Below are 23,465 nucleotides of genomic sequence, written 5' to 3'. Positions count from 1 at the left end.
TCCCCACCCCGGACACGACGAAGGCGCCCACCCCGACCGGGGTAGGCGCCTTCGTCACGGGGCGATGCCCGTCAGTCCAGGTAGTCGCGCAGCACCTGCGAGCGCGACGGGTGACGCAGCTTCGACATCGTCTTGGACTCGATCTGGCGGATGCGCTCGCGCGTGACGCCGAACACGCGGCCGATCTCGTCGAGCGTCTTCGGCTGGCCGTCCGTGAGCCCGAAGCGCATGCCGACCACGCCGGCCTCGCGCTCGCTGAGCGTGTCCATGACCTTGCTCAGCTCCTCCTGGAGAAGCGTGAAGCCCACCGCGTCGGCGGGGACCACGGCCTCGGAGTCCTCGATGAGGTCGCCGAACTCGGAGTCGCCGTCCTCACCGAGCGGGGTGTGGAGGGAGATGGGCTCGCGGCCGTACTTCTGGACCTCGACGACCTTCTCGGGGGTCATGTCGAGCTCCTTGGCCAGCTCCTCCGGCGTGGGCTCACGGCCCAGGTCCTGGAGCATCTGGCGCTGGACGCGCGCGAGCTTGTTGATGACCTCGACCATGTGGACCGGGATGCGGATGGTGCGCGCCTGGTCCGCCATCGCGCGCGTGATCGCCTGACGGATCCACCACGTCGCGTAGGTCGAGAACTTGTAGCCCTTGGTGTAGTCGAACTTCTCGACCGCGCGGATGAGACCGAGGTTGCCCTCCTGGATGAGGTCCAGGAACAGCATGCCGCGGCCCGTGTAGCGCTTGGCGAGCGAGACGACGAGTCGCAGGTTCGCCTCGAGCAGGTGGTTCTTGGCGTGGCGCCCGTCGTTCGCGATCCACTCGAGCTCGCGGCGGAGCTTCGGCGCGAGCTTCTCGCCCGAGCCGAGCTTCTCCTCGGCGAACAGGCCGGCCTCGATGCGCTTCGCGAGGTCGACCTCCTGCTCGGCGTTGAGGAGCGCGACCTTGCCGATCTGCTTGAGGTAGTCCTTGACCGGGTCCGCCGTGGCGCCGGCGGTCATGACCTGCTGGACCGGGGCGTCGTCGTCGCCCGCGGCGAGCACGAAGCCGCGGCTCTCGGTCTCGTCCTCCTTCGCGGCGGGCTTCGCGTCGTCCTCGTCCTCCGAGACGTCCGACGCGTCGGGGCCGTCAGCGCTGTCGAGGTCGGCGTCCTCGATCACGACGTCCTCGGCCTCGTCGCCCTCGGCATCGGCCGCCTTCTTGGCCGACGTGGCTGCGCCCTTCGCGGGTGCCTTCGCGGCGCGCTTGGGGGCGGCCTTGCGCTGGGGAGCGGCGGCCTGAGCCTGCTCCTCGACGGCCTCCGGGTCGGCCTTCGCGGCGCGCGCGGGCGTCGCCTTGGTCGAGGCTCCGGTGGACTTGGATGCGGCTGCGGTAGTCGTGGCCTTCTCCTTCTCGGTTGAGCTGCCGACAGGCGGCAGCGAAGCGTCGGACGATGCGGGGGTTGCGCCGGCAGCGGCCGCCGGGCGACGCATCGCGTCGACGGCAGACCTCCCGTCGGCGCGACTGTGCTGCTCTGGCGACACGGCTTCCCTCTCGACCTGTCACGGAGTGGATGGTGAGGCCCCGCTGATCGCCTCGCGCAAATCCATTAGATTGTAACGCTCTTGTCAATCGATCCGTTCCATCGCGGCCATCTTCTTACGCGATCGTGACCCGCGCGCGGCACCGTCAGCGCGACGGGCCCGCGGCGTCGATGAGGGCCAGCACCAGAAGCGCAAGACGATACCGGGGATCGTGGTCGAGGGCGACCGCGCACCACTCCCGCGCCTCCCGCTCGCCACCGCTCCACCACGCGATCACGGCGAGCGTCGCGGCAGGGGGTGCGCACAGGCGCGCCGGCAGATGCGCGAGGAGGTCGAGCAGCAGGGTCCGGGCGCGCCGCGCGGTCCCCGGGTCCGGCGGCGTCGCGGGTCGCATGCCCTCCCCCAGCGCCCGCCCGAGCGCGAGCGAGTCGATGCCCCGCAGCGCATCCTCGACGGCCTCGTCCGCGCCGGGCACCAGCATGAGGAGGACCGCATCGCGCACCCGCACATCCGCGAGCGCGGCGCCGAGCGCACCCAGGCGCGCGGGCCCGTCGACGCCGTCGCGCAGCACGGCTCTCCAGCGACGCGCCGACTCGGTGCGCCATGCCTCGAGGTCGCGCGGCGCGCGGTCCTCCCACCGGCGCGCCGCACGTGCCGCCAGGCGCCGTTGCGCCGCAGGGGCACGCCCCGACCCGGGCATGCGGCGCAGGCGCACGGCCGGTCCGGGCACCGAGGCGCCCGGAGGCACCGGCCTCCCGCCGGGAGGGCAGCACCGAGGGTCGTCGCAGTCGGGACAGAAGTACCGTCCCGCAACTACGATCCACGGCTCGACGCTCGCCACCGTCTCGTCGAGCGCGGCCACGGCCGTCGCGAGCGCCTCGATCGCGATGGACTCGTCACGCGTGTACGCGAGCACGATCGCGGAGCGCGCACCCTCGCGCATCGCGACGAGCGCGAGGTCCCGCGCGGGATCCTCGCGGCGGTCTCCGACCAGGTCGCGCTCGTCGAGGCGCAGGATCGCCCCGAGCTCCCCGTGCTCGCGCACCACCACGGCCACCACCGAGTCCTCGGGCTCGAATCCGAGGAGCGCGGGGATGAGGGAGGCCAGCTCGCCGGGTCCGGTGATCGTCGTCATGGGACGAGCGTGAGGCGGGATCCGCCGCCGCGAGGTTCCCGCGAGCGGTTCTGTGGAGTGCCGGCGGGCGCGGCCGGCCTGGGGACCTCGCCTCGTCCCGCGCCCCTACGCTGGTCGCATGCATGCGACGCACACCCGCCATCGCGCCCTCATCGCCGACCGCACCGCCACCCTGCTGTCGTGGGCCGGCAGCGCCATGAGTCCCGGCGGTGCGGCCGGGATCGACCTGATCGACCAGCTCGCCGAGTCCTCCCAGGGAGGCAAGGCGTTCCGGGGACTGCTGCTGCTCGCATCGTTCGAGGCGTGCGGCGGCAACGACCCCGACGTCGCGGCGGGCGTCGCCGCGTCGCTCGAGCTGTTCCAGACGGCGGCGCTGCTCCACGACGACGTGCTCGACGGCTCGGACATGCGTCGTGGTCGGCCCGCGGCGCACCGCGCGTTCGAGGCGCGTCACCGGCAGGCGGGCTGGCCCGGCGACGCCGAGGCGTACGGGCGCGCGGGAGCGATCCTCGCGGGTGACGTCGCGCTCGTCGCGGCGCTGCGGGGAGCCACGCTCGCGGCCCGAGCCGCCGGTGACATGGTCGGCGACCTGTTCGACGAGATGGCGGCGCTCGTCACGGCGGGACAGCACCTCGACATGCGCGTCGCCGCCGCGCCGTGGTCCGACCTGGCCGCGCTCGAGGTAGACATCCGCGCGGTGATGCGCGCGAAGACGGCCTCCTACACGGCGGAGTTCCCGCTCGCGCTCGGCGCGGCCGTGGCCGGGGCAGAGCACGCGACGATCACCGCGCTCCGCGGTGCGGGCCTGCCGCTGGGGGTCGCGTTCCAGCTGCGCGACGACGTGCTCGGGCTCACGGGCAGCCCGCAGGTGACCGGCAAGCCCGTCGGGGACGACCTCCGCGAGGGCAAGCGCACCCTCCTCGTGTGGCACGCGCTCGCCCACGGCGACGCCGCCGAGCGCGCGGCGGTCGAGCGTGTGCTCGGCCGCGCGTCGGCCGCCGAGGCCGAGCTCGCCACCGCGATCGCCGCGATCGAGTCCTCCGGAGCGCTCGCGGCGGCCGAGCGGGAGATCGCGACCCAGGCCGCGCTCGCACGCGAATCCCTGGTCGCGGCCCTCGCGCGGCCGGAGCCGGTGCTCGCCTTGGTCGACGCCGCGGTCGACCGCGCGTCCTAGCCTGCGCCTCGTTACAGGAGCGCCTGCGCGACGCGCCGCACGTGCGCGCGACGTCCCTCGCGCAGCGCGGCGAGCGGCGACATGCCGAGCTCCGGCTCGTCCGAAAGCAGCCACTCCGCGCATTCGGCGTCGTCCATGCCCGCGTCGCGCAGCAGCGTCAGCGTGCCGCGCAGCGTCGCGATCACCTCGGGACCGGCGTCGCCGTCGACGATGACGTCGGCGGGGATCTGCAGGGTCTGACGCTCTCCGCGGCGCACGGCGAGCAGGTCGCCCTCGCGGAGCATGTCACGCACCTTGCTCGGGGTGGACCCCAGGCGGTCGGCGAAGTCGGGAACGGTGAGCCACATGGCGTCGGTCATGGCACCAGGGTACCGACCGTGGCCGGACCCCTTGCGGCCGCGCCCGGACCGGGGTTACGGTCACTTTTGTCACATCCGTCACTTGAGCACCATCTCTCACACCGGAGGCATGCATGGCTGCGACGTCCCCCCTCGTCCCCGCCGGACCCGCGGCGACCACCGCCGCGATCGCCACCTTCTTCGGCCTCGCGACGACGGCCCCGGCTGCCGCGGACGAGCAGCACCGCGTCGAACCGGGTGACACGGTGTCGCACCTCGCGCATCGTTACGGCAGCACCATCCCCGCGATCGTCGCCGCGAACGACCTCGACTCGCGGGCCACCATCTACGTCGGCACCACCGTCACCGTGCCGACGGGATCCGCCGGCAAGCCCTCGACGAAGGTGACGACCCTCGCCGCCACGTACACCGTCAAATCGGGCGACACGCTGTCCGAGATCGCGCACCGCCACGGCACCACGGTCGCGAGGCTCGCGCGGGACAACCACCTGGCGAACGCCGCACTGATCTTCCCCGGGCAGCGACTCACCATCGGTGGCTCGGGCCAGGCCTCCGCCTCCGCGTCCCACACGTCGCAGCCGACGGCAAGGACGGCGTCGACCTACACCGTCCGCTCGGGCGACACGCTGTCGGAGATCGCGCAGAGGCACGGCACCACGGTCGCCTCCCTCGCGAAGGCCAACACCCTGGCGAACGCCTCCTTCATCACGGTCGGCCAGCGCCTCTCCATCCCAGGGAAGGCGACCTCCGCATCGTCCTCCCGCACGGCCACGACGCAGACGGCCCCGGCCGCCGCGTCCCGCACCCATTACACGGTCAAGGCCGGCGACACGCTCTCGTCGATCGCGCAGCGGCACGGCACCACGGTCGCCGTGCTCGCCCGCGAGAACACGCTCGCGAACGCGTCGCTCATCCGGGTGGGCCAGCGCCTCACCGTGCCGGGCGATTCGACCGAGCCGCTGGTCGGCGACACGTTCGCGGGACGCACCTACGCCTCCGACATCGTCCGGGCCGCCAACCAGAACAAGGCCGTCCTGCTCACGCGGGCCGTGCCGTCGCGGGACGACATGCAGCGGATCATCATCGCGACCGCGAAGGAGCATGGCGTCGACCCGGTGCTCGCCCAGGCCATCTCGTACCAGGAGTCCGGCTTCGACATGCGCGCGGTCTCCCCCGCCAACGCGGTGGGCGTGATGCAGGTGATCCCCACCTCGGGCGAGTGGGCCTCCGACATGGCGGGGCGGCGGCTCGACCTGCTCGACCCGCGTGACAACGTCCTCGCGGGCGTGCTCATCCTGCGGGCGCTCGACCGCACCTTCACGAGCGTCGAGGACGCGATCGCGGGGTACTACCAGGGCGCCGCCGCCGTCATCGACCACGGCTACCACTCCGACACCGTCGGCTACGTCGCGAGCGTCAAGGCGCTCATGGCGCGGTTCAGCTGACGCGCCGCGCGCGCACCGTCGGAGCCGGCAGGGCGGACGCCTAGAATGGGCGGCGTGTCCGACACCCTCACCGATCCCCTCCTGGGCCGCGTCATCGACGGCCGCTACGAGGTGCGCGAGCGGATCGCCGCGGGGGGCATGGCCACGGTCTACCTCGCCTTCGACCGCCGCCTCGAGCGCGACGTCGCGCTGAAGGTCATGCACCGCCACCTCGAGGTCGACCCGAACTCGCGGGAGTTCGTGGCCCGGTTCCGGCGCGAGGCGAAGGCGGCCGCGCGCCTCACGCACCCGGGCGTGGTGCGGGTCTACGACCAAGGCGTCGACGCGGACGTCTCCTACCTCACCATGGAGTACGTCGACGGCGAGAATCTGCGCGAGGTCCTCGCGCACGAGGGAACCCTGTCGCTCGCCGCCGCGCTCACGACGGTCGAGCAGGTGCTCGACGCCCTTGCGTCGGCGCACCGCCAGGGGCTGGTCCATCAGGACGTCAAGCCCGAGAACGTCCTCATCGACTCGGAGGGACGGCCCCGCGTCGCCGACTTCGGGCTCGCCCGGGCGGTCACCGAGGTGACCTCGAGCACCTCCGGGACGATCCTGGGCACGGTGGCGTACCTGGGCCCCGAGCTCATCACCAACGGCGTGTCCGACGCGCGCACCGACGTCTACGCGACGGGCGTGCTCCTGTACGAGCTCGTCACCGGCCGCCAGCCGCACACCGGTACCACCGCGATCCAGGTCGCGACCAAGCACGTGCACGACGACGTCCCTGCCCCGTCGACGGTGGTGGCGTGGCTGCCTCCGGAGATCGACGAGCTGGTCGCGTCCCTGACCGCCCGCGACCCGGAGGCGCGCCCGCAGGACGCCGGCGAGGCGCTGCAGCTCGTGCGGCGCACCCGCGGGCTGCTCGACGAGCCCACGCTCGACCGGCGCGCCGACCCCCCGTCGGGCTCGACCGTCCTCGTGCGCGACGGCGACGCGACCGCCGTGCTCGAGTCGGCGTCGCCCGGCTCGACCGTGGCGCTGCCCATCGGGCTCGGCCACCCCTTCGCCGCCGTGGGTGCTGAGCTCCAGCCGCTTCCCGACGACGACCCGGAGGCGCGGGAGCCGCAGCGCGCGGAGCGCCGTGCGGGCTGGTGGATCGCGGCGGTCATCGTCGCGCTGCTCGTGCTCGGCGGCGGCGGGCTCTGGTGGTACAACTCGATCGGCCCGGGCGCCTACACGACCGTTCCGTCCGTGGTGAACGAGACGGAGGAGGACGCGACCGCGATCCTCAAGGGCGCGGGCCTCACGCCCGACGTCGAGCGCACCTTCGACGACGTGATCCCCGACGGCTTCGTCATCTCGACCGATCCCGGCGCGCAGCAGCGCGTCCTCAACGATGCCGTGGTCACCGTGACGGTGTCCAAGGGGCCGCGCATGACGGACGTGCCGAAGCTCGTGGGCCGGTCGCAGGAGGACGCGGAGGCGCGGCTCGCGGAGCTCGAGCTCCCGCTCGGCGACGTGTCCGAGACGTTCTCCGACACCATCGCCGCCGGCGAGGTCATGTCGATCACGCCGGAGGCCGGCGAGTCCGTGCCCCACGACACCCCGGTGTCGCTCGAGGTGTCCGCCGGTCCCGCCCCCATCGAGTTCCCCCAGGTCACGGGCATGACGGAGGACGAGGCGGTGGCGGCGCTCGAGGCGGACGACTACAGCCTCGACGTGACCGTCGAGCACGAACGCACCGAGGAGGCGGACAAGGGCATCGTGTTCGCGCAGACACCCGGCGCGGGCGAGGCGGGCCACCGGCTCGACAGCATCACCATCACGGTCTCGGACGGCCCGCCGCTCGTCACCGTCGACAACTACGTCGGCATGGACTACGACGAGGCTGTCCGGGCGGCGAACGCGTCCGGTCTCAAGGTCACCACCACGGGCAAGTGGAGCTTCCTCAGCGACAAGGACAAGATCGTCGACCAGAACCTGCAGCCCGGCATCCAGGTGGAGCGCGGCACGGATCTGATCCTGCAGTACGACTGACGGAACGGACGATGCGCGGCCCGCCTTCGCATCGTCCCTTCCCCAAGCACGACGAAGGCCCCGTCCGTCCGGACGGGGCCTTCGTGCGTGGACGAGGCGGCTAGGCCAGCTCGTCCTCCTGCGGCAGGCGCGCCTTGTGGCGCGCGAGCAGGTCGGCCACCAGGAACGCGAGCTCGAGCGACTGCTGGTGGTTGAGGCGCGGGTCGACCTTGGTCTCGTAGCGCCGGGCCAGGCCCTCGTCGTCGATCTTCTCGGTGCCGCCCATGACCTCGGTCACGTCGTCGCCCGTGAGCTCCACGTGCAGGCCGCCCGGGACGGTTCCCAGCGCCTCGTGCACCTCGAAGAAGCCGGTGACCTCGTCGAGGATCGTGTCGAACTTGCGCGTCTTGTAGCCCGAGTCCGACGTGAACGTGTTGCCGTGCATCGGGTCGGTGAGCCAGGTGACCGCCACTCCGGAGTCCCGCACGCCCTCGACGATGCCCGGGAGCGCGTCCCGCACCTTGTCGGCGCCCATGCGGGCGACGAACGTCAGGCGGCCCGGGATGTTCTCCGGGTTGAGGCGCTCCGCGAGCTCGACCGCGTCCGCGGACGTGGCGGTGGGCCCGAGCTTCACCGCGAGCGGGTTGTGCACCTTCGACAGGAACTCGACGTGCGCGCCGTCGAGCTGTCGGGTGCGCTCGCCGATCCACAGGAAGTGCGCCGAGCAGTCGTACGGCAGGCCCGAGCGCGAGTCGATGCGCGTGAGCGCGCGCTCGTAATCGAGCAGGAGCGCCTCGTGGCTCGAGAACAGCTCGACCGTCTTGAGCGCCTCGAAGTCGCCGCCGGCCGCGCCCATGAAGCGCACGGCACGGTCGATCTCCTTCGCGAACGCCTCGTACTTCGCGTAGGCCGGGTTGGCGGCGAAGCCCTTGTTCCACTGGTGGACGCGACGCAGGTCGGCGAAGCCGCCCTGCGTGAACGCGCGGATGAGGTTGAGCGTGGAAGCCGACACGTGGTACGCATCGAGCAGACGGTCGGGGTTCGGGATCCGCTCGTCCTCGGTGAAGCCCGAGGAGTTGACGATGTCGCCCCGGTACACGGGCAGCGTGAGGCCGTCACGGGTCTCCGTGTCCGACGACCGCGGCTTCGCGTACTGGCCCGCCATGCGGCCGATCTTCACCACGGGCGTCGAGGCGCCGTAGGTGAGGATGACCGCCATCTGGAGGATGGTCTTGATCTTGTTCCGGATGCGGTCGGCCGTGGCCTCCGCGAAGATCTCGGCGCAGTCGCCGCCCTGGAGGACGAATGCCTCGCCGCGGGACGCGGCGGCCAGCTGCGCGCGCAGCCGGTCCGCCTCGCCCGCGAACACCAGAGGGGGGACCTGCGTGAGACGGTCGGTCGCGCGTCGCAGCGCAGCGGCGTCGGGCCACTGCGGCTGCTGCCTCGCCTCCTTGGAGAGGTACGAGTCGACGCCCGCCGCCGTCAGGGCAGCCTCTGTCATGTGATTACGCCTGCCCGATCGCCTCGAGCGTCTCGACGTACCACGGGGTGGTGGTGTCGAACGGCTTGTGGCCCGCGATGCGCGGGAACGGGATCGCCTTGAGACGGTCGCCGTCCTCCTCGTCGTGGCCGATCACGCCGGGCTCGCCGCGCAGCGCGCACTCGACGGCGTAGTCGGTCATCGACTTGATGAGACGCAGGTCCTCGGCGTTGGCGGCCGCCGCGCGCGAGAAGTAGCCCGACTTCTGGACCATGACCTTCTCGGCGCCCAGCTTCTCCGCGAACTGCTTCGCGAACCACTGGCCGGGGTTGATCTCGTCGAGGCGCACGTGGCCGAAGGGGTCGCGCTTGACCTCCTGGCCGGTCGCCTCCATCTCCGCGATGATCTCGGGCACGCCGGCGCCCTCCGACAGGAAGATGTTGACGTTGCCGACCTCGTCCATGACGGTGCGCAGGCGCGCCGCCTCGGCGTCGATGTCGAGCTTCTGCTCGGGGACGTACACGGCGTGGATGTCCCAGCGCTCCTTGGTGAGCCCGATGCCGGGCAGGAACGTGCGGGTCGCGAGGTCCTCGCGGTACTTCATCGCCGCGGCGGCGGTCAGCCAGCCGCACGCGCGACCCATGACCTCGTGGATGATGAGCATGCGCGGACCCGACCGGTGCTCGCCGATGATGTTGCGGCCGAACTTGGCGGCCTCCTCGGCGGCGGTCCAGGCGCCCAGCGACTGGCGGATCGGCACCACGTCGTTGTCGATGGTCTTGGGCAGGCCTACGACGGTGAGGCCGTAGTCGTTGTCGGCGAGGTACGCGGCGAGGTCGGCGGCCGTCGTGTTCGTGTCGTCGCCGCCGATGGTGTGGAGCACGTCGACGCCATCGGCCTTGAGCTGCTCGGCCGCGACGGCCAGCGGGTCCTCGCCCTCCTGCACGAGGCCGCGCTTGACGCAGTCCGCGACGTTGGTGAGCTTGACGCGCGAGTTGCCGATGGGCGAGCCGCCGAACTCGTGGAGCAGGCCGGCGTGCTTGCGGACCTCGTCGTCGATCACGATCTTCTTGCCGAGCAGCAGGCCCCAGTAGCCGTGCTCATAGGCGATGATCTCCACCTCGGGGGCGATCTCGGTGTAGCGCTCGATCAGGCCTCCCACCGCTGAGGAGAGGCAGGGAGCGAACCCACCGGCGGTCAGGAGTGCAACGCGGCGAACCGACATGACGGACCTTTCGTTCTGTGTCTTGCGGATTTCGTGGTCATTCTAGGCGCGCGACGATGCGCGCGGAGCCGGGACGGGGGACCTACTCCCCCGCCTCCCGGCGAGCCTCCTTGGCGAGCTCCCGCTTCACGATCGCGGCGTCGCGCTCGACGTACTCCTGACCCGACAGCGCGGCGATCGCGGCCATGATGCGGTCGGTGGCCTCGCGCAGCGCGGCCCGGTCCTCCTGCCGACCGTCGAAGTCCGACAGGTCGATGGCGGGGCCGATGCGCACGCCGATCGGGTGGCGCTTGGGCACCTTCTGCCCGATGGGCTGCGCGATGTGCGTGTCGATCATCGCGACGGGGATCACGGGGGCCCCGGACTCGATCGCGAGGCGCGCCACCCCGGTCTTGCCGCGGTAGAGGCGACCGTCGGGGCTGCGGGTGCCCTCCGGGTAGATCCCGAGGAGCTCGCCGCCCTGCACCACCTGCAGGCCCGTGCGCAGGGCGGCCTCCGAGGCCCGCCCGCCGCCGCGGTGGACGGGGATGGTGCCGACGCCCTCCATGAAGGCCTTCGTCGCGTATCCCTTGACGCCCTTGCCGGTGAAGTACTCCTCCTTGCCGAGGAACACCACCTTGCGCTTGATCACGACGGGCAGGAACACCGAGTCCGAGAAGGACAGGTGGTTGGACGCGAGGATCGCGCCACCCGTCTCCGGGATGTGCTCCTCGCCCTCGACGGACGGCTTGTAGACGCCCTTGAGCGCCGGCCCGACCAGGACGTGCTTGAAGAGGCGGTAGTAGGTGTCGCTCATGATTCCGGGGAGGTTCCTAGCGGTCGGCGGAGGCGAGGCGGGCGAGGTCGGCGGCGCCGACGATGCCCGCGTCGTTGCCCATCTCCGCGGCGACGATGGGCACGATGGGACGGTGGCCGCGCGCGGGCAGGTTCGCCTCGAACGCCTTGCGGGCCGGGTGGAGCAGCAGGTCCCCGGCGGCGACCACGCCCCCGCCGATGACGAACAGCTCGGGGTCGAGCGCCGCGGCGAGCGACGCCGAGCCCTCGCCGATCCAGCGTCCCAGCTCCGCGAGCAGCTCGAGCCCGAGCTCGTCACCGTCCATGGCGATCTGCGTGACCTGCGGGCCGGTGATCGCCGTGGCGTCGCCGCCGGCGAGCTCGAGAAGCCCGGAGGCGCGGACGGGACGGTCGACCGCAGCGCGGCGCGCCTCGCGCGTGAGGGCGGAGCCCGAGGCGTACTGCTCCCAGCAGCCGCGCAGGCCGCAGCCGCACGAATGGCCGTTGGGCACCACCCGCAGGTGGCCGAGCTCCGCGGCGAAGCCGTAGGCGCCGCGGACCAGCTTGCCGTCGACCACGAGCGCCGCGCCCAGGCCGGTGCCGATGGTGAGCAGCACCATGTGCTTGACGTCGCGAGCGGCGCCGAAGGCGAACTCCGCCCACCCGGCGGCGTTCGCATCGTTCTCCACGACCACCGCGATGTCGTCGCGGCCGATGAGCTCGCCCACGTTCTTGGCCAGCGGGTAGTCGCGCCACGCGATGTTGGGGGCGAAGAGCACGTTCTCCTGATCGGAGGAGACGAACCCGGCGGCCGCGAGGCCCACGGCGTGGAACTCGTGATCGACGGCGAGCTCGGCCACCGCATCGGCGATCGCGGCATCGATGCTCGCGGGATCCTGAGGCTTGGTCTTGCGCTTCGTCTTCGCGACGATCGCGCCGTGCTCGTCGACCACACCGACCGCGATCTTCGTGCCGCCGATGTCTACGCCGATTGCATGCATTCTCTGTGGCCTTCCGCTACCTCGCTGGGACTCCGTCAAGGCTATCGTCTGACACGTCCCCCCTACTGCCATGGGAGTCCCAAAGATGAGCCATCCCGCGCCCGCGGACTACGCCCCCAACATCGTCGCCCTCATCGCGGACGCGTGGCGCGTCCATGCCGACAAGGTGGTGATGCGGTACGCCGACGACGACGACGCGTGGATCGACGTCACCGGCGCCCAGGCGCAGGCGTGGGTGACCGCCGTCGCGAAGGGGCTCATCGCGCGCGGCGTCGAGCCGGGGCAGAGCGTGGGCATCATGGCGCGGACCCGCATCGAGTGGTCGATCCTCGACATCGCGATCTGGACCGTGGGCGCGCTGCCGGTCCCGATCTACGACACGTCGTCGTCCTCGCAGATCGACTGGATCACGTCGGACGCCGACGTGTCGCTGCTGTTCGTCGAGACGGAGGCGCACGCAGCGCTCGCCCGACAGGTCGCGACGGATCCCGAGAGCCCGCTGAGCGACGTCCAGGTCATCGACGAGGGCTGCATCGCCGCGCTCGAGGCCGCGGGCGCCGGCATCCCCGACTCGCTCGTCGCCGAACGGGCCGCACTGGCGACCCTCGAGGACCCGGCGACGATCGTCTACACCTCCGGCACCACCGGACGGCCCAAGGGCGCGGTGCTCACGCATCTCAACTTCGTCCGCCACACGTACGGCATCCAGCAGGAGCTGCCGGACGTCCTCATGCGCGAGGACTCCAGCTCCGTGCTGTTCCTCACGCTCGCGCACTCGCTCGCGCGGCTCGTGGAGGTGGTGCTGCTCGCCTGCGGCACCACCATCGGGTACTGCCCCGACTCTCGGAAGCTGGTGCCGTACTTCGCGACCTTCCGCCCGACCTTGATCCTGGCCGTGCCGCGGGTCTTCGAGAAGGTGTACAACTCCGCCGAGCAGAAGGCCGCCGCCGGCGGGAAGGTCCGGATCTTCCGGTGGGCCGCGAAGCAGGCGATCGACTACTCCACGGCGCTGGCGACCCCGTCCGGTCCCTCGCTCGGCCTCAAGGCGCGCCACGCGGTGGCCGACCGCCTGGTGCTCGCGAAGATCCGCGAGGTGCTCGGAGGCCGGGCGATCCACGCGATCTCGGGATCGGCACCGCTCGGCGAGCGCCTGGGCCACTTCTACAACGGGCTCGGCCTCCAGGTCATGGAGGGCTACGGCCTCACCGAGGTCACGGCCGCCTCGCACGTCAACCGGACGGCCCGCTCGCGGATCGGCTCGGTCGGTCCCGCGCTGCCCGGCTTCGAGACGCGGATCGCGGACGACGGCGAGATCCTCCTGCGCGGAGACATGCTCTTCCGCGGCTACCACCGCAACCCCGAGGCGACCGCCGACGCCGTGCGGGACGGCTGGTTCCACACGGGCGACATCGGCCGCGAGGACGCGGACGGCTTCCTCTACATCACGGGCCGCAAGAAGGAGATCATCGTCACGGCCGGCGGCAAGAACGTCGCGCCCGCGCTGCTCGAGGACCGGATCCGCGGGTACGCGCTCGTGAGCCAGTGCGTGGTCGTCGGCGATGCGCGCCCGTTCATCGGGGCGCTCCTCACGCTTGACGCCGAGGCGCTGCCCGGGTGGCTCACCAGCCACGGCCTCCCCGTCATGCCGGTCGCGGAGGCGGCGGCGCACCCCGTGGTGCGGGAGCACCTCGAGAAGGCGGTGACCAGGGCGAACAGCGCGGTCTCGCGCGCCGAGTCGATCCGGCGCTGGGAGATCCTGCCGACCGACTTCACCGTCGAGGGCGGCCACCTCACGCCGTCGTTGAAGGTCAAGCGGGGGCAGGTGCTGCGGGACTTCGCCGCGGACGTCGACGCGCTGTACGCGACCGCTCCCCGCTAGACCAGGGGGCATCCGGCACCCCATGCCCTATGCCCCCCGAGCGAGGGGCACCACAAGTCGGGGCTGTCGGGACGAATCGGACGGCGCGAGCATGATCCGGAATCCAACCCGGAGGTACCGATCATGTCCCTGTCCGCCCCTGCTGTCGCGGCGCGCACCGCGAGCCCGACCCGACTCGGCGTCCATGCCCTCGACGTGGCGCTCGACGGCCTGTCCGACCGCCTCGACGGCGCCCTGGTCCGTCCGGCCGACCTCGACTGGGACGCGGCGCGCGCCGCGTGGCAGCTCGGCGTCGACCAGCACCCGGTCGCCGTCGTGCTCGCGCGGTCCGAGGCGGACGTCGCGCGCACCCTGCGCCTCGCCACCCGGATGGGCGTGCGCGTCGCTCCGCAGTCGTCCGGCCACGGCGCGGTCGCGCTCGGCCCGCTCGACGGCGCGATCCTGCTCCGCATGAGCGCGCTCTCCGCCGTGGTGATCGACGCCGAGGCGCGCACCGCCACCGTCGGCGCGGGCGCGACGTGGGGCGACGTCTCCGATGCGGCCGCGCCGCATGGGCTCGCCGGCCTCTCCGGATCGTCGCGGACCGTCGGAGTGGTCGGCTACTGCCTCGGCGGCGGGATCGGCTGGCTCGGCCGGCTGCACGGCCTCGGCGCGGGCACGATCCTCGCGGCGCGCGTGGCGCTGCCGGGCGGCGCGGTGGTGATCGCCTCCCCCTCCGAGCACGCCGACCTGTTCTGGGCGCTGCGCGGCGGAGGAGGCGCGGGCGTGGTCACCGAGCTGACGCTGCGGCTGTTCGATGTGCCGCACCTGGTGGCGGGGACGCTCTGGTGGCCGCGCGGACGCGCAGCCGAGGTCCTCACGGCGTGGGCGCGGCTCATCCCGACGCTCCCGCACGAGGTCACCACCGTCGCGCGGGTGGTCCGGTTCCCGGACATCGACGCCCTGCCCCCGCACCTGCGCGGGGCGGAGCTGGTGCTGGTGCAGGCCGCCGTGGTCGGATCGGCCGGCCTCGCGGACCGCCTGCTCTCGCCCTTGCGCGAGCTCGAGCCGTTCATGGACGACGTCGCCCCGGCACCGCTCGAGACGCTCGGCCACCTCGCGATGGACCCGCCTGAGCCGTCGGCGGGCGTCGCCGAGGGCCTGGTGCTCGCCACGCTCGACGCGGCTGCCATCGATGCGTGGCTCGCCGCTCTCGACTCCCCGGACTGCGCGGGCGTGGTGTCGGCCGACCTGCGCCAGCTGGGCGGGGCGCTCGCCCCGCGGGCCGGCGAAGATGCGGCGCTCACCGGCATCGACGGCGCGGTCGCCGCCGTGGCGGTCGCGCCGGTCACGCCCCACGCAGATGCCGCCGCCGCGGCCGCGATGGTCGAGGCCGCGCTGGCGTCGCTCGCGCCATGGGCGGGTGCGCATCAGTACGCGAACTTCGTCGAGCGCCCGATCGACGAGCGCGCTCTCGTGGGCACGGCGACCGACCGCCTCGACACGGTGCGCCTGTCCTACGACCCCGACGAGACCGTCATGCGGCGCCATGGCCACGCCACGGGCCGCGCCGCCGTCGACGCCGCCTGACACGCCGCGCGAGCCGCGTCAGGGCACGCCGGGAGGAGCCACCCGCTCCCCCGGCGTGCCGCGCGTCTCAGCTCGCGCGCGGCGGGCGGACCAGCCTGAGCGGCGGCACGAGCCCGCCCTCTGCGAGCACCGACATCGCCGCCGCCTGATCCTGGTCCACCTCGACCGTGCTCCGGTCGGACGGCCGCACCTCGATGGTGAGGAACGACACCACGCAGTCTCCGCATGCCTTGCCGCGCATCTCGCACGAATCGCAATCGATCAACATGCTCCACACGCTAGGAGGGGGGTCTGACATTGCGACGTCATGGCAGGCAGATCAAGCAACGGCGAGCGCTGTCGGTGGGCCGACGTACCGTCATCACGTGACCAGCCCCGCCGAGACCGTCGAGCAGCTCCTGCACCAGCAGCGATCGTTCGAGGACGTCGGCGAGCCCCTCCATCGCACCACGTTCGTGGTGGTCGACCTCGAGACCACCGGCACGTCCCCCGACAAGGCGCACATCACCGAGATCGGCGCGGTCAAGACGCGCGGAGGCGAGGTGATCGGCGAGTTCCAGACCCTCGTCGATCCCGGGGCCCCCATCCCTCCGTTCATCGTCGCCCTCACCGGCATCACCGACGCCATGGTCGTCGCCGCGCCGCGCATCGAGCAGGTGCTGCCGTCGTTCCTCGAGTTCCTGGGCGACGCCGTCCTCGTGGCGCACAACGCGCCGTTCGACACGGGATTCCTGCGCGCGGCGTGCCGGGCGCACGGCTACCCGTGGCCGGGCAACCAGGTGGTCGACACCGTGACCCTCGCACGCCGGGCCACCACCAAGGAGGAGGCGCCCAACAAGAAGCTCTCGACCCTCGCCAAGGTCTTCGGCACGGTGGTCGAGCCGAACCACCGCGCCCTCGAGGACGCGCGTGCCACCTCGGAGATCCTCCACCGCATGCTCGAGCGGGTCGCGGCGTTCGGCATCAGCCACCGCGAGGACCTGGACACGCTGCGCAACCCCATGCCCGAACGCATCCGCAAGAAGGCCACGATGGCGGACCGCGTGCCGCCCAAGCCAGGTGTCTACACGTTCCGCGGACCTCGGGGCGAGCGCCTTTACGTCGGCACCTCGAAGAACCTGCGCGCCCGGGTGAAGTCCTACTTCACCACGGCCGAGCAGCGCCGGTCGGTACGGGACATGCTCGAGCTCGCGGTCGACGTCGACACCACCGTGTGCGCGACGGAGCTCGAGGCGAACGTGCGCGAGGTGCGCCTCATCGCCGAGCATCGTCCGCGCTACAACCGACGATCGGCACGCCCCGAACGGACCGCGTGGGTGCGCCTCACCGACGAGCGCTATCCGCGGCTGTCCGTGTCGCGCGCGGTGACCGGCCCCGAGGGGGCGCTCGGACCGATGCGATCCGCGAGCGACGCGAGGCTCGCGATCGAGGTGCTCCAGGGCGCGCTCGGCGTGCGGACCTGCACCACGCGGCTGCCGGTGGTGCCGCGCGCGAACGCGCGCGCGTGCCTGCTCAAGGACCTGGGCGCCTGCGCGGCGCCGTGCATCGCCGGCGCAGAGTCGGGGTACGAGGCCACCGCCGACGCGGCCCGTTCGGCCCTGCGGGAGGACCCGACCCCGGTGGTGAGCGCGCTCGAACGGCAGATCGCGGAGCGTGCCGAGGCGCTCGACTACGAGCGCGCCGCGGAGCTGCGCGACGGCGTGAGCGCAGTCGTGGACGGAGCCATGCGTGCGCAGCGGCTCGCCTCGCTCGCGCGCTGCTCGATCGTCGCCGTGCATCCCGACGGCGACTGGTGGGACGTCGCGGCGTTCAGCCGCGGGGCGCTGGCCGGGACCGAGCGCGTCAAGGACCGCGTGTGGGAGGCCGCCGATCGGCTGCGCGCCGCCACGCACGAGCTGGCGCTCGATGTCGAGGTGCTCGTCGAGGAGCGCGAGCTGGTGTCTCGTTGGCTCGAGGCCCCGGGCACGCGGCTGCTCTACGTGGACGGCGAATGGTCGAGCCCCGTCACGGGAGCCGGGCGCCACGCGCGCTGGGTGCAGGCGCGTCGCGCGGACCGGGACGCGAGGCCCCTCACCCGCGGCGCTCAGGACTGAGTGGCCGCCACCCAGCGGTCCAGCATATCGGCGGCCGCGCCCGAGTCGACGGACCTCGCGGCGTGGCCCAGGGCCGCCTCGAACCTTTCGACCAGCGTGCCGCTCGACGTGCCGGGCAGGGTCGCATCGGCCACGAGGCCCGCGGCCGCGTTGAGCAGGACCGTGTCGCGCACCGCGCCGGTCGCGCCCCCGAGCAGCCGACGCACCACGACCGCGTTCTCCTCCGCCTCGCCGCCGCGCAGATCCTCGAGCACGATGCGCGGCAGGCCCAGGTCGGCGACCGGGTCGAGCCGCAGCTCGGTCACGCCTCCGCCACGCACCTCCCAGACGGTCGCGGCGCCCGTGGGAGCGAGCTCGTCGAGGCCGTCGTCGCCGTGGAACACGAGCGCCTCGCGTCCCTGCGCGGCGATCACGCCGGCGAGCACCGGCGAGACACGCAGCGACGAGGAGCCGATCGCGGTCGCCTGCGGCTGCGCCGGGTTGGTGAGCGGGCCCAGGATGTTGAAGGTGGTCGGGACGCCCAGCTCCTTGCGGATCGGCATGGCGAAGCGCATCGACGGGTGGAACACCTGCGCGAAGCAGAACGTGATGCCCACCTCGGTCGCGAGCTCCTTCACCCGCTCGACGGGGAGGTCGAGCCGCACCCCGAGAGCGCCGAGCACGTCGGCCGAGCCCGACTTCGACGTCGCCGCACGGTTGCCGTGCTTGACCACGGTCGGGCCGGCGCCGGCGATCACGATGGACGCCATGGTCGAGATGTTGACGGTGTGCGCGCCGTCGCCGCCCGTGCCGACGATGTCGACGGTGCGTCCGGGAACCTCGAACCGCACCGCGTGCCGGAGCATCGCCTCGGCCAGGCCCGCGACCTCGGCCGGCGTCTCCCGCTTGACGCGCAGCGCCGCCAGGAACGCGCCCATCGCGACGGGCGACGCGGAGTCGGTCAGCACCGAGTCCATGACGGCGGACGTCTCCTCCGCCGTGAGGTCCTCATGCTCGACGAGGCGAGCGAGGAGATCCTGAAGCGTCGCCATCGTCGCGCGCCTCAGGCGGTCGCGGGCGCGAAGAACGCGTCGACGGCGTCGCGCAGCACGAACGGGTCGAGCGGGTGCGACACCGCGGCGTCCGCCTCGGACCACGTGGCGAGCCACGCGTCACCGGGCCGCCCGACGAGCAGCAGGATCGGGGGGCACGAGTACAGCTCGTGACGCATCTGGCGCGCGACGGCCATGCCGCCCACCTTCGCGGTCTCGCCGTCGAGGATCACCAGGTCGAAGGTCGCATTGTCGAGGCGCTCGGTGACGGCCGCATGCGTCGCGGTCTCGGTCCACTCGATCGGCTGGCCGTGGGTGGTGGGTCCCACCGCGAAGCGCACCTTCTCACGCACGTTGCGATCGTCGCTGTACAGAAGGATGCGTGCCTTGCGGACGGTGACGTCCCCGGACTCGTGCTTGACCACGTCGCTCATGGCGCCCATTCTGGCACGACACCCGCGCCCGTCCGGCCCGCCGCTCGCCCGCATCCGGGCATACCGCCCGGGGCACGGGAACATGACGTCGTACCCGCGCGTTGCTTGGTGAGTCCCGGGTGCTCCGTACGCTTTAATGGGACCTATGTCCCACGCCACGACTGCGCCGTCGCCCATTCACGCGACCCGGCCCAATCAGGTAGCCGTCGGCACCATCGTGTGGCTGAGCTCCGAGCTGATGTTCTTCGCGGGCCTCTTCGCGATGTACTTCACGCTCCGTGCTCAGGTACCCGAGGTCTGGGCCGAGAAGACCGAGCTCCTGAACGTCCCCTTCGCCCTCGCGAACACCACCGTCCTGGTGCTGTCGTCCTTCACCGCTCAGGCGGGTGTGTGGGCGGCCGAGCGCTACCAGCGCCGCCGCACCGGGAAGCTGCACCAGTTCAAGGGCTGGGGCATGCACGAGTGGTTCGTGCTGACGTACATCATGGGCTCCGTCTTCGTCGCCGGACAGGTGTACGAGTACGCGATGCTGATCTCCGAGGGCCTCACGATCTCCTCGAGCCCGTACGGCTCGGTGTTCTACCTCACGACCGGCTTCCACGGCCTGCACGTCATCGGCGGTCTCATCGCCATGCTCTTCGTGCTCGCCCGCTCGTTCGCCGCCAAGAAGTTCGGCACACACGAGGCCACCACGACCATCGTGGTCTCGTACTACTGGCACTTCGTCGACGTGGTGTGGATCGCGCTGTTCGCCGTGATCTACCTGATCCAGTAAAGGGCCCCGCATCGTGAACGCACTCGCACGTCACCGCTACCACCGCGCGGCACCGGTCGTCCTCGTCCTGCTGCTGCTCGCGCTCGTCACGGGCGTCGCCGCCGCCGTCTCCAACGCATCGTCCGCCGAGGCAGCCACCACGGCCACCGCCGACGACGCCGCGGAGGGCCAGAAGCTGTTCGCCGCCAACTGCGCGTCGTGCCACGGCCTCGACGCCACGGGCACCGAGGGCGTCGCGCCCTCGCTCGTGGGCGTCGGCGCCGCCGCCGTCGACTTCCAGGTCGGCACCGGCCGCATGCCGATGCAGTCGTCCGGCCCGCAGGCCATCGCCAAGCGCCCGCAGTTCACCGCCGAGGAGATCTCGCAGCTCGCCGCGTACGTCGCGTCGCTCGGCGCGGGCCCGGCGATCCCCACCGAGGAGCAGGTCGACCCCGAGCTGGGCGACCCCGCGAACGGCATGGAGCTCTTCCGCACCAACTGCGCCATGTGCCACGGCTCCGTCGGCGGCGGTGGCGCGCTCACCCAGGGCAAGTACGCGCCCAACCTGTGGGAGACCACTCCCACCCACATCTACGAGGCCATGCTCACGGGCCCGCAGTCGATGCCCGTGTTCAACGACGCGAACATCGACCCCGAGGGCAAGCGCGACATCATCGCCTACCTCAAGGCGCAGGACGAGGGCTCGCCGGGCGGTCTCCGCCTCGGCACCATCGGACCCGTCGCCGAAGGCATGTGGGGGTGGCTCGTCGCCCTCGGCCTCATCATCGCCAGCACCGTGTGGATCGGAGCCCGTTCTTCATGAGCACCACTGAGAACCCGACCTCGCACGAGTCGGACAACACCCCCGAGTCCTTCGAGGACCCGGGCCTCCCCTATCACCGTCCGCGCCGCGCGGACGTCGACCCGAAGGCCGAGAAGAAGGCCGAGCGCCAGGTCGCAGCGCTGTTCGGCGTCTCGATCGTCGGCACCGTCGTGGCCATCGGCTCCTACATGGCGCTCGACATGACGGACGAGATCGACTCGATCCGCTTCGTCAACATGGCGATCGGCATCGGCATCTTCCTCGCCATGATCGGCATCGGCTTCGGCGCGATCCACTGGGCCAAGACCCTCATGCGCGACCACGAGATGGTCGAGGAGCGCCACGAGCTCCGCTCCTCCGAGGAGGGACGCGCGGGCGCGATCCAGAACCTCAAGGACGGCGCCGAGGACTCGGGCATCTCCGGCGTGAAGCGCCGCCCCGTGCTCGTGGGCACCGGCGTGTTCGCCATGCTGCTCGCTCCGCTCGCGATCCTGTGGCCCCAGATCGGCAACATGGGCGCCGACTGGAACACCTCGAACTTCGGTCACACCATGTGGCGCAAGGGGATGCGCCTCACGCGCGACCCCGACGGCACGCCCATCAAGGCGTCCGACGTCACCATCGGCTCGGCGTTCCACGTCATCCCCGAGGGCCTCAACGAGCTCGAGCACCACAAGATCGAGGAGAAGGCGAAGGCCGTCGTCCTCCTGCTCCGCCTCGACCCGCGCGACCTCAAGATCCCGGAGGGGCGCGAGGACTGGTCCTTCGACGGCATCGTCGCGTACTCCAAGATCTGCACGCACGTCGGCTGCCCCGTGGCGCTGTACGAGCAGCAGACGCACCACCTGCTGTGCCCCTGCCACCAGTCGACGTTCGACGTCTCGGACGGCGCCAAGGTGGTCTTCGGCCCCGCGAAGCGCCCGCTGCCGCAGCTGCCGATCGCGATCGACGACGAGGGCTACATCATCGCCCAGAGCGACTTCCACGAGCCGATCGGACCGTCCTACTGGACGCGACTGAGCGACACCTCCGACGGCCTGCACGCCGATGAGACCGAGGGGAGCAGCCACTGATGGGCGCTCGCGTCAACACCGCCGCCGCCGGCACCGCGAACTGGGTCGACGAGCGCACCTCGATCGGTGGCTTCGTCAAGTTCTTCGCACGCAAGCTCTTCCCCGACCACTGGTCGTTCATGCTGGGCGAGATCGCGCTGTACTCGTTCGTCGTGCTGCTGCTCTCGGGCGTCTTCCTCACGGCCTTCTTCGTGCCGTCGATGGACATCGTCACCTACGAGGGCCCGCTCGCCACGATGCAGGGCGTCGAGATGTCGAAGGCCTTCGAGTCGACGCTGCACATGTCGTTCGAGGTCCCCGGCGGCCTCCTCATGCGCCAGATCCACCACTGGTCGGCGCTGCTGTTCACGGCGGCGATCGTCACGCACATGGCGCGCGTGTTCTTCACCGGCGCGTTCCGCAAGCCGCGCGAGCTCAACTGGCTCGTGGGCTTCACGCTGATGATCCTGTCGCTCGCGGCGGGCTTCTCCGGCTACTCGCTCCCCGACGACGTGCTCTCCGGCAACGGCCTGCGCATCATCGAGGGCGTGACGCGCTCGATCCCGATCGTGGGCGAGTACATCTCGTACTGGATCTTCGGCGGCGAGTTCCCCGGCGAGATCCTCATCCCCCGCCTCTTCACCATGCACATCCTGCTGGTGCCCGGCCTGATCCTCGTGCTCGTCGCGCTGCACCTGTTCCTGGTGTTCCTGCACAAGCACACGCAGTACCCGGGCGGCGGCCGCACCGACAAGAACGTCGTGGGCCTTCCCCTGTTCCCGGTGTACACCGCGAAGGCCGGCGGATTCTTCTTCGTCGTGTTCGGCATCATCGCGCTGGTCGCGGCCATCTTCACCATCAACCCGGTGTGGAACTACGGCCCCTACGACCCGTCGCCCGTGTCGGCCGGAACCCAGCCCGACTGGTACATCCTGTTCGTCGACGGCGCGCTGCGCCTCATGCCGGGCTGGCTGTTCGACGTCATCCCGATGGAGTGGGAGATCTGGGGCTACACGCTCTCGCTCAACCTCCTCATCCCCGCGCTCATCATGCCGGGCCTGTTCTTCGGGTTCGTCGCGCTGTACCCGTGGATCGAGTCGTGGGCCACGGGCGACCGCGGCGAGAAGCACGTGCTCGACCGTCCGCGCAACGCGCCGGTCCGCACCGGCATCGGCGTCGCGCTCATCACCTTCTACGTGATCCTGGTGATGGAGGGCTCGAACGACATCATCGCGAACCTGTTCCACCTGTCGCTCAACGACCTCACCTACTTCTTCCGCATCGGCATCTTCGTGCTGCCGGTCCTCGCCTTCTGGATCACCCGCCGCCTGTGCATCGGCCTCCAGCGCAAGGACCGCGAGCTGGTGCTGCACGGCAAGGAGACGGGTCGCATCGTCCGTCACGAGCACGGCGAGTACCAGGAGGTCCACGAGCCGCTCACCGATCACGAGCGTTGGGTCCTCGTCTCCTACGACGACATCTCTCCGCTCGAGATCGAGCCCGAGTACAACGACCGCGGCGTGCGCCGCAAGGGCTACCGGTGGGACCGCTTCAAGCAGCGGCTCTCGCGGATCTACTTCGAGAAGCGCATCTCCCCCGTCACCCCGGAGGAACTCGAGGCTGCGAAGCACGAGCACCACTAGGAGCAGGGACCGCAAGGGGCGTCCGGCCGAGACCGGGCGCCCCTTCGGCGTCCCCGGGGACGATGCGCGGACGTCCTCCTCG

20 protein-coding genes are annotated in these 23,465 nt (G+C 71.5%); 10 read left to right on the top strand and 10 right to left on the bottom strand.

Annotation, left to right across the window (positions count from 1 at the left end; genetic code table 11):
- Nucleotides 1-71: 71 nt before the first annotated feature.
- Both AOM09_RS06570 and AOM09_RS06565 read right to left on the bottom strand, forming a co-directional pair.
- On the bottom strand, nucleotides 72-1,514 hold the full coding sequence (locus AOM09_RS06570; RefSeq protein ID WP_082098903.1) for an RNA polymerase sigma factor: 1,443 nt from the start codon (nucleotides 1,512-1,514) through the stop codon (nucleotides 72-74).
- 145 nt (nucleotides 1,515-1,659) lie between these two features.
- Nucleotides 1,660-2,649, bottom strand: coding sequence for a DUF4192 family protein (locus AOM09_RS06565; protein ID WP_062385826.1), 990 nt, complete (start codon nucleotides 2,647-2,649; stop codon nucleotides 1,660-1,662).
- A 118-nt stretch (nucleotides 2,650-2,767) separates the two neighbouring features.
- On the opposite strand from AOM09_RS06565, the gene AOM09_RS06560 reads away from it, so the two are divergent.
- Nucleotides 2,768-3,823, top strand: coding sequence for a polyprenyl synthetase family protein (locus tag AOM09_RS06560; RefSeq protein WP_062385824.1), 1,056 nt, complete (start codon nucleotides 2,768-2,770; stop codon nucleotides 3,821-3,823).
- 11 nt (nucleotides 3,824-3,834) lie between these two features.
- On the opposite strand, the gene AOM09_RS06555 is transcribed toward AOM09_RS06560, so the two are convergent.
- A complete protein-coding gene (locus AOM09_RS06555; protein WP_062385822.1) occupies nucleotides 3,835-4,182 on the bottom strand; it encodes an Rv2175c family DNA-binding protein in 348 nt (115 codons plus the stop codon).
- A gap of 113 nt (nucleotides 4,183-4,295) precedes the next feature.
- Between AOM09_RS06555 and AOM09_RS06550 the strand changes: the two genes are divergently transcribed.
- Nucleotides 4,296-5,627: a lytic transglycosylase domain-containing protein gene (locus AOM09_RS06550; protein WP_082098902.1), complete on the top strand. Its 1,332-nt coding sequence runs from the start codon at nucleotides 4,296-4,298 to the stop codon at nucleotides 5,625-5,627.
- A 54-nt stretch (nucleotides 5,628-5,681) separates the two neighbouring features.
- On the top strand, nucleotides 5,682-7,646 hold the full coding sequence (gene pknB / locus AOM09_RS06545; protein ID WP_156162269.1) for a Stk1 family PASTA domain-containing Ser/Thr kinase: 1,965 nt from the start codon (nucleotides 5,682-5,684) through the stop codon (nucleotides 7,644-7,646).
- Between the two features lie 100 nt (nucleotides 7,647-7,746).
- Here the strand turns inward: pknB and AOM09_RS06540 are convergent, their stop codons facing one another.
- The 4 genes from AOM09_RS06540 to AOM09_RS06525 all read right to left on the bottom strand — a co-directional run bounded on the left by AOM09_RS06540 (nucleotide 7,747) and on the right by AOM09_RS06525 (nucleotide 12,105).
- Nucleotides 7,747-9,126, bottom strand: a complete 1,380-nt coding sequence (locus AOM09_RS06540; RefSeq protein ID WP_062385817.1) for a class II 3-deoxy-7-phosphoheptulonate synthase — start codon at nucleotides 9,124-9,126, stop codon at nucleotides 7,747-7,749.
- A 4-nt stretch (nucleotides 9,127-9,130) separates the two neighbouring features.
- Nucleotides 9,131-10,330 (bottom strand): pyrophosphate--fructose-6-phosphate 1-phosphotransferase, encoded by a 1,200-nt coding sequence (locus AOM09_RS06535; RefSeq protein ID WP_062385815.1) that lies wholly within the window; start codon nucleotides 10,328-10,330, stop codon nucleotides 9,131-9,133.
- Nucleotides 10,331-10,412: 82 nt separating this feature from the next.
- Nucleotides 10,413-11,126: a lysophospholipid acyltransferase family protein gene (locus AOM09_RS06530; RefSeq protein WP_062385813.1), complete on the bottom strand. Its 714-nt coding sequence runs from the start codon at nucleotides 11,124-11,126 to the stop codon at nucleotides 10,413-10,415.
- 16 nt (nucleotides 11,127-11,142) lie between these two features.
- Nucleotides 11,143-12,105: an ROK family glucokinase gene (locus AOM09_RS06525; protein WP_062385811.1), complete on the bottom strand. Its 963-nt coding sequence runs from the start codon at nucleotides 12,103-12,105 to the stop codon at nucleotides 11,143-11,145.
- An 85-nt stretch (nucleotides 12,106-12,190) separates the two neighbouring features.
- Between AOM09_RS06525 and AOM09_RS06520 the strand changes: the two genes are divergently transcribed.
- Nucleotides 12,191-13,984, top strand: a complete 1,794-nt coding sequence (locus AOM09_RS06520) for an AMP-dependent synthetase/ligase (RefSeq protein ID WP_156162268.1) — start codon at nucleotides 12,191-12,193, stop codon at nucleotides 13,982-13,984.
- A 123-nt stretch (nucleotides 13,985-14,107) separates the two neighbouring features.
- On the top strand, nucleotides 14,108-15,553 hold the full coding sequence (locus tag AOM09_RS06515) for an FAD-binding oxidoreductase (RefSeq protein WP_062385807.1): 1,446 nt from the start codon (nucleotides 14,108-14,110) through the stop codon (nucleotides 15,551-15,553).
- Nucleotides 15,554-15,620: 67 nt separating this feature from the next.
- On the opposite strand, the gene AOM09_RS06510 is transcribed toward AOM09_RS06515, so the two are convergent.
- Entirely contained in the window at nucleotides 15,621-15,821 is a 201-nt protein-coding gene (locus tag AOM09_RS06510; RefSeq protein ID WP_062385804.1) for a hypothetical protein, read from the bottom strand.
- Between the two features lie 97 nt (nucleotides 15,822-15,918).
- On the opposite strand from AOM09_RS06510, the gene AOM09_RS06505 reads away from it, so the two are divergent.
- A complete protein-coding gene (locus AOM09_RS06505; protein ID WP_228375076.1) occupies nucleotides 15,919-17,646 on the top strand; it encodes a DEDD exonuclease domain-containing protein in 1,728 nt (575 codons plus the stop codon).
- On the opposite strand, the gene trpD is transcribed toward AOM09_RS06505, so the two are convergent.
- On the bottom strand, nucleotides 17,637-18,677 hold the full coding sequence (gene trpD / locus AOM09_RS06500; protein WP_062385802.1) for an anthranilate phosphoribosyltransferase: 1,041 nt from the start codon (nucleotides 18,675-18,677) through the stop codon (nucleotides 17,637-17,639). The two genes, AOM09_RS06505 and trpD, sit on opposite strands and share 10 nt — an antisense overlap.
- 11 nt (nucleotides 18,678-18,688) lie before the next feature.
- Nucleotides 18,689-19,111 carry a response regulator gene (locus tag AOM09_RS06495; RefSeq protein ID WP_062385981.1) on the bottom strand — a complete coding sequence of 141 codons (423 nt, stop codon included), beginning with the start codon at nucleotides 19,109-19,111 and terminating at the stop codon, nucleotides 18,689-18,691.
- A gap of 145 nt (nucleotides 19,112-19,256) precedes the next feature.
- Here AOM09_RS06495 and ctaE point away from each other — a divergent pair, with 145 nt between their 5' ends.
- From ctaE to qcrB, 4 genes are read left to right on the top strand one after another with little or no spacing between them, the layout of a single operon-like run.
- Nucleotides 19,257-19,886, top strand: coding sequence for an aa3-type cytochrome oxidase subunit III (gene ctaE / locus AOM09_RS06490; RefSeq protein ID WP_082098900.1), 630 nt, complete (start codon nucleotides 19,257-19,259; stop codon nucleotides 19,884-19,886).
- A gap of 13 nt (nucleotides 19,887-19,899) precedes the next feature.
- A complete protein-coding gene (gene qcrC, locus AOM09_RS06485) occupies nucleotides 19,900-20,688 on the top strand; it encodes a cytochrome bc1 complex diheme cytochrome c subunit (RefSeq protein ID WP_062385798.1) in 789 nt (262 codons plus the stop codon).
- Entirely contained in the window at nucleotides 20,685-21,761 is a 1,077-nt protein-coding gene (qcrA, locus tag AOM09_RS06480) for a cytochrome bc1 complex Rieske iron-sulfur subunit (protein ID WP_062385796.1), read from the top strand. The genes qcrC and qcrA overlap by 4 nt, the downstream gene beginning before the upstream one ends.
- Complete coding sequence (qcrB, locus tag AOM09_RS06475) at nucleotides 21,761-23,383, top strand: cytochrome bc1 complex cytochrome b subunit (RefSeq protein WP_062385794.1); 1,623 nt, start codon at nucleotides 21,761-21,763, stop codon at nucleotides 23,381-23,383. The genes qcrA and qcrB overlap by 1 nt, the downstream gene beginning before the upstream one ends.
- Nucleotides 23,384-23,465: the final 82 nt, after the last annotated feature.

Origin of the sequence: Demequina iriomotensis (assembly GCF_000971395.1) — a bacterium.
Lineage (GTDB): Bacteria > Actinomycetota > Actinomycetes > Actinomycetales > Demequinaceae > Demequina > Demequina iriomotensis.
The sequence above is the reverse complement of the archived record's forward strand: the minus strand, read 5'-3'. Positions and strand labels throughout refer to the sequence as shown.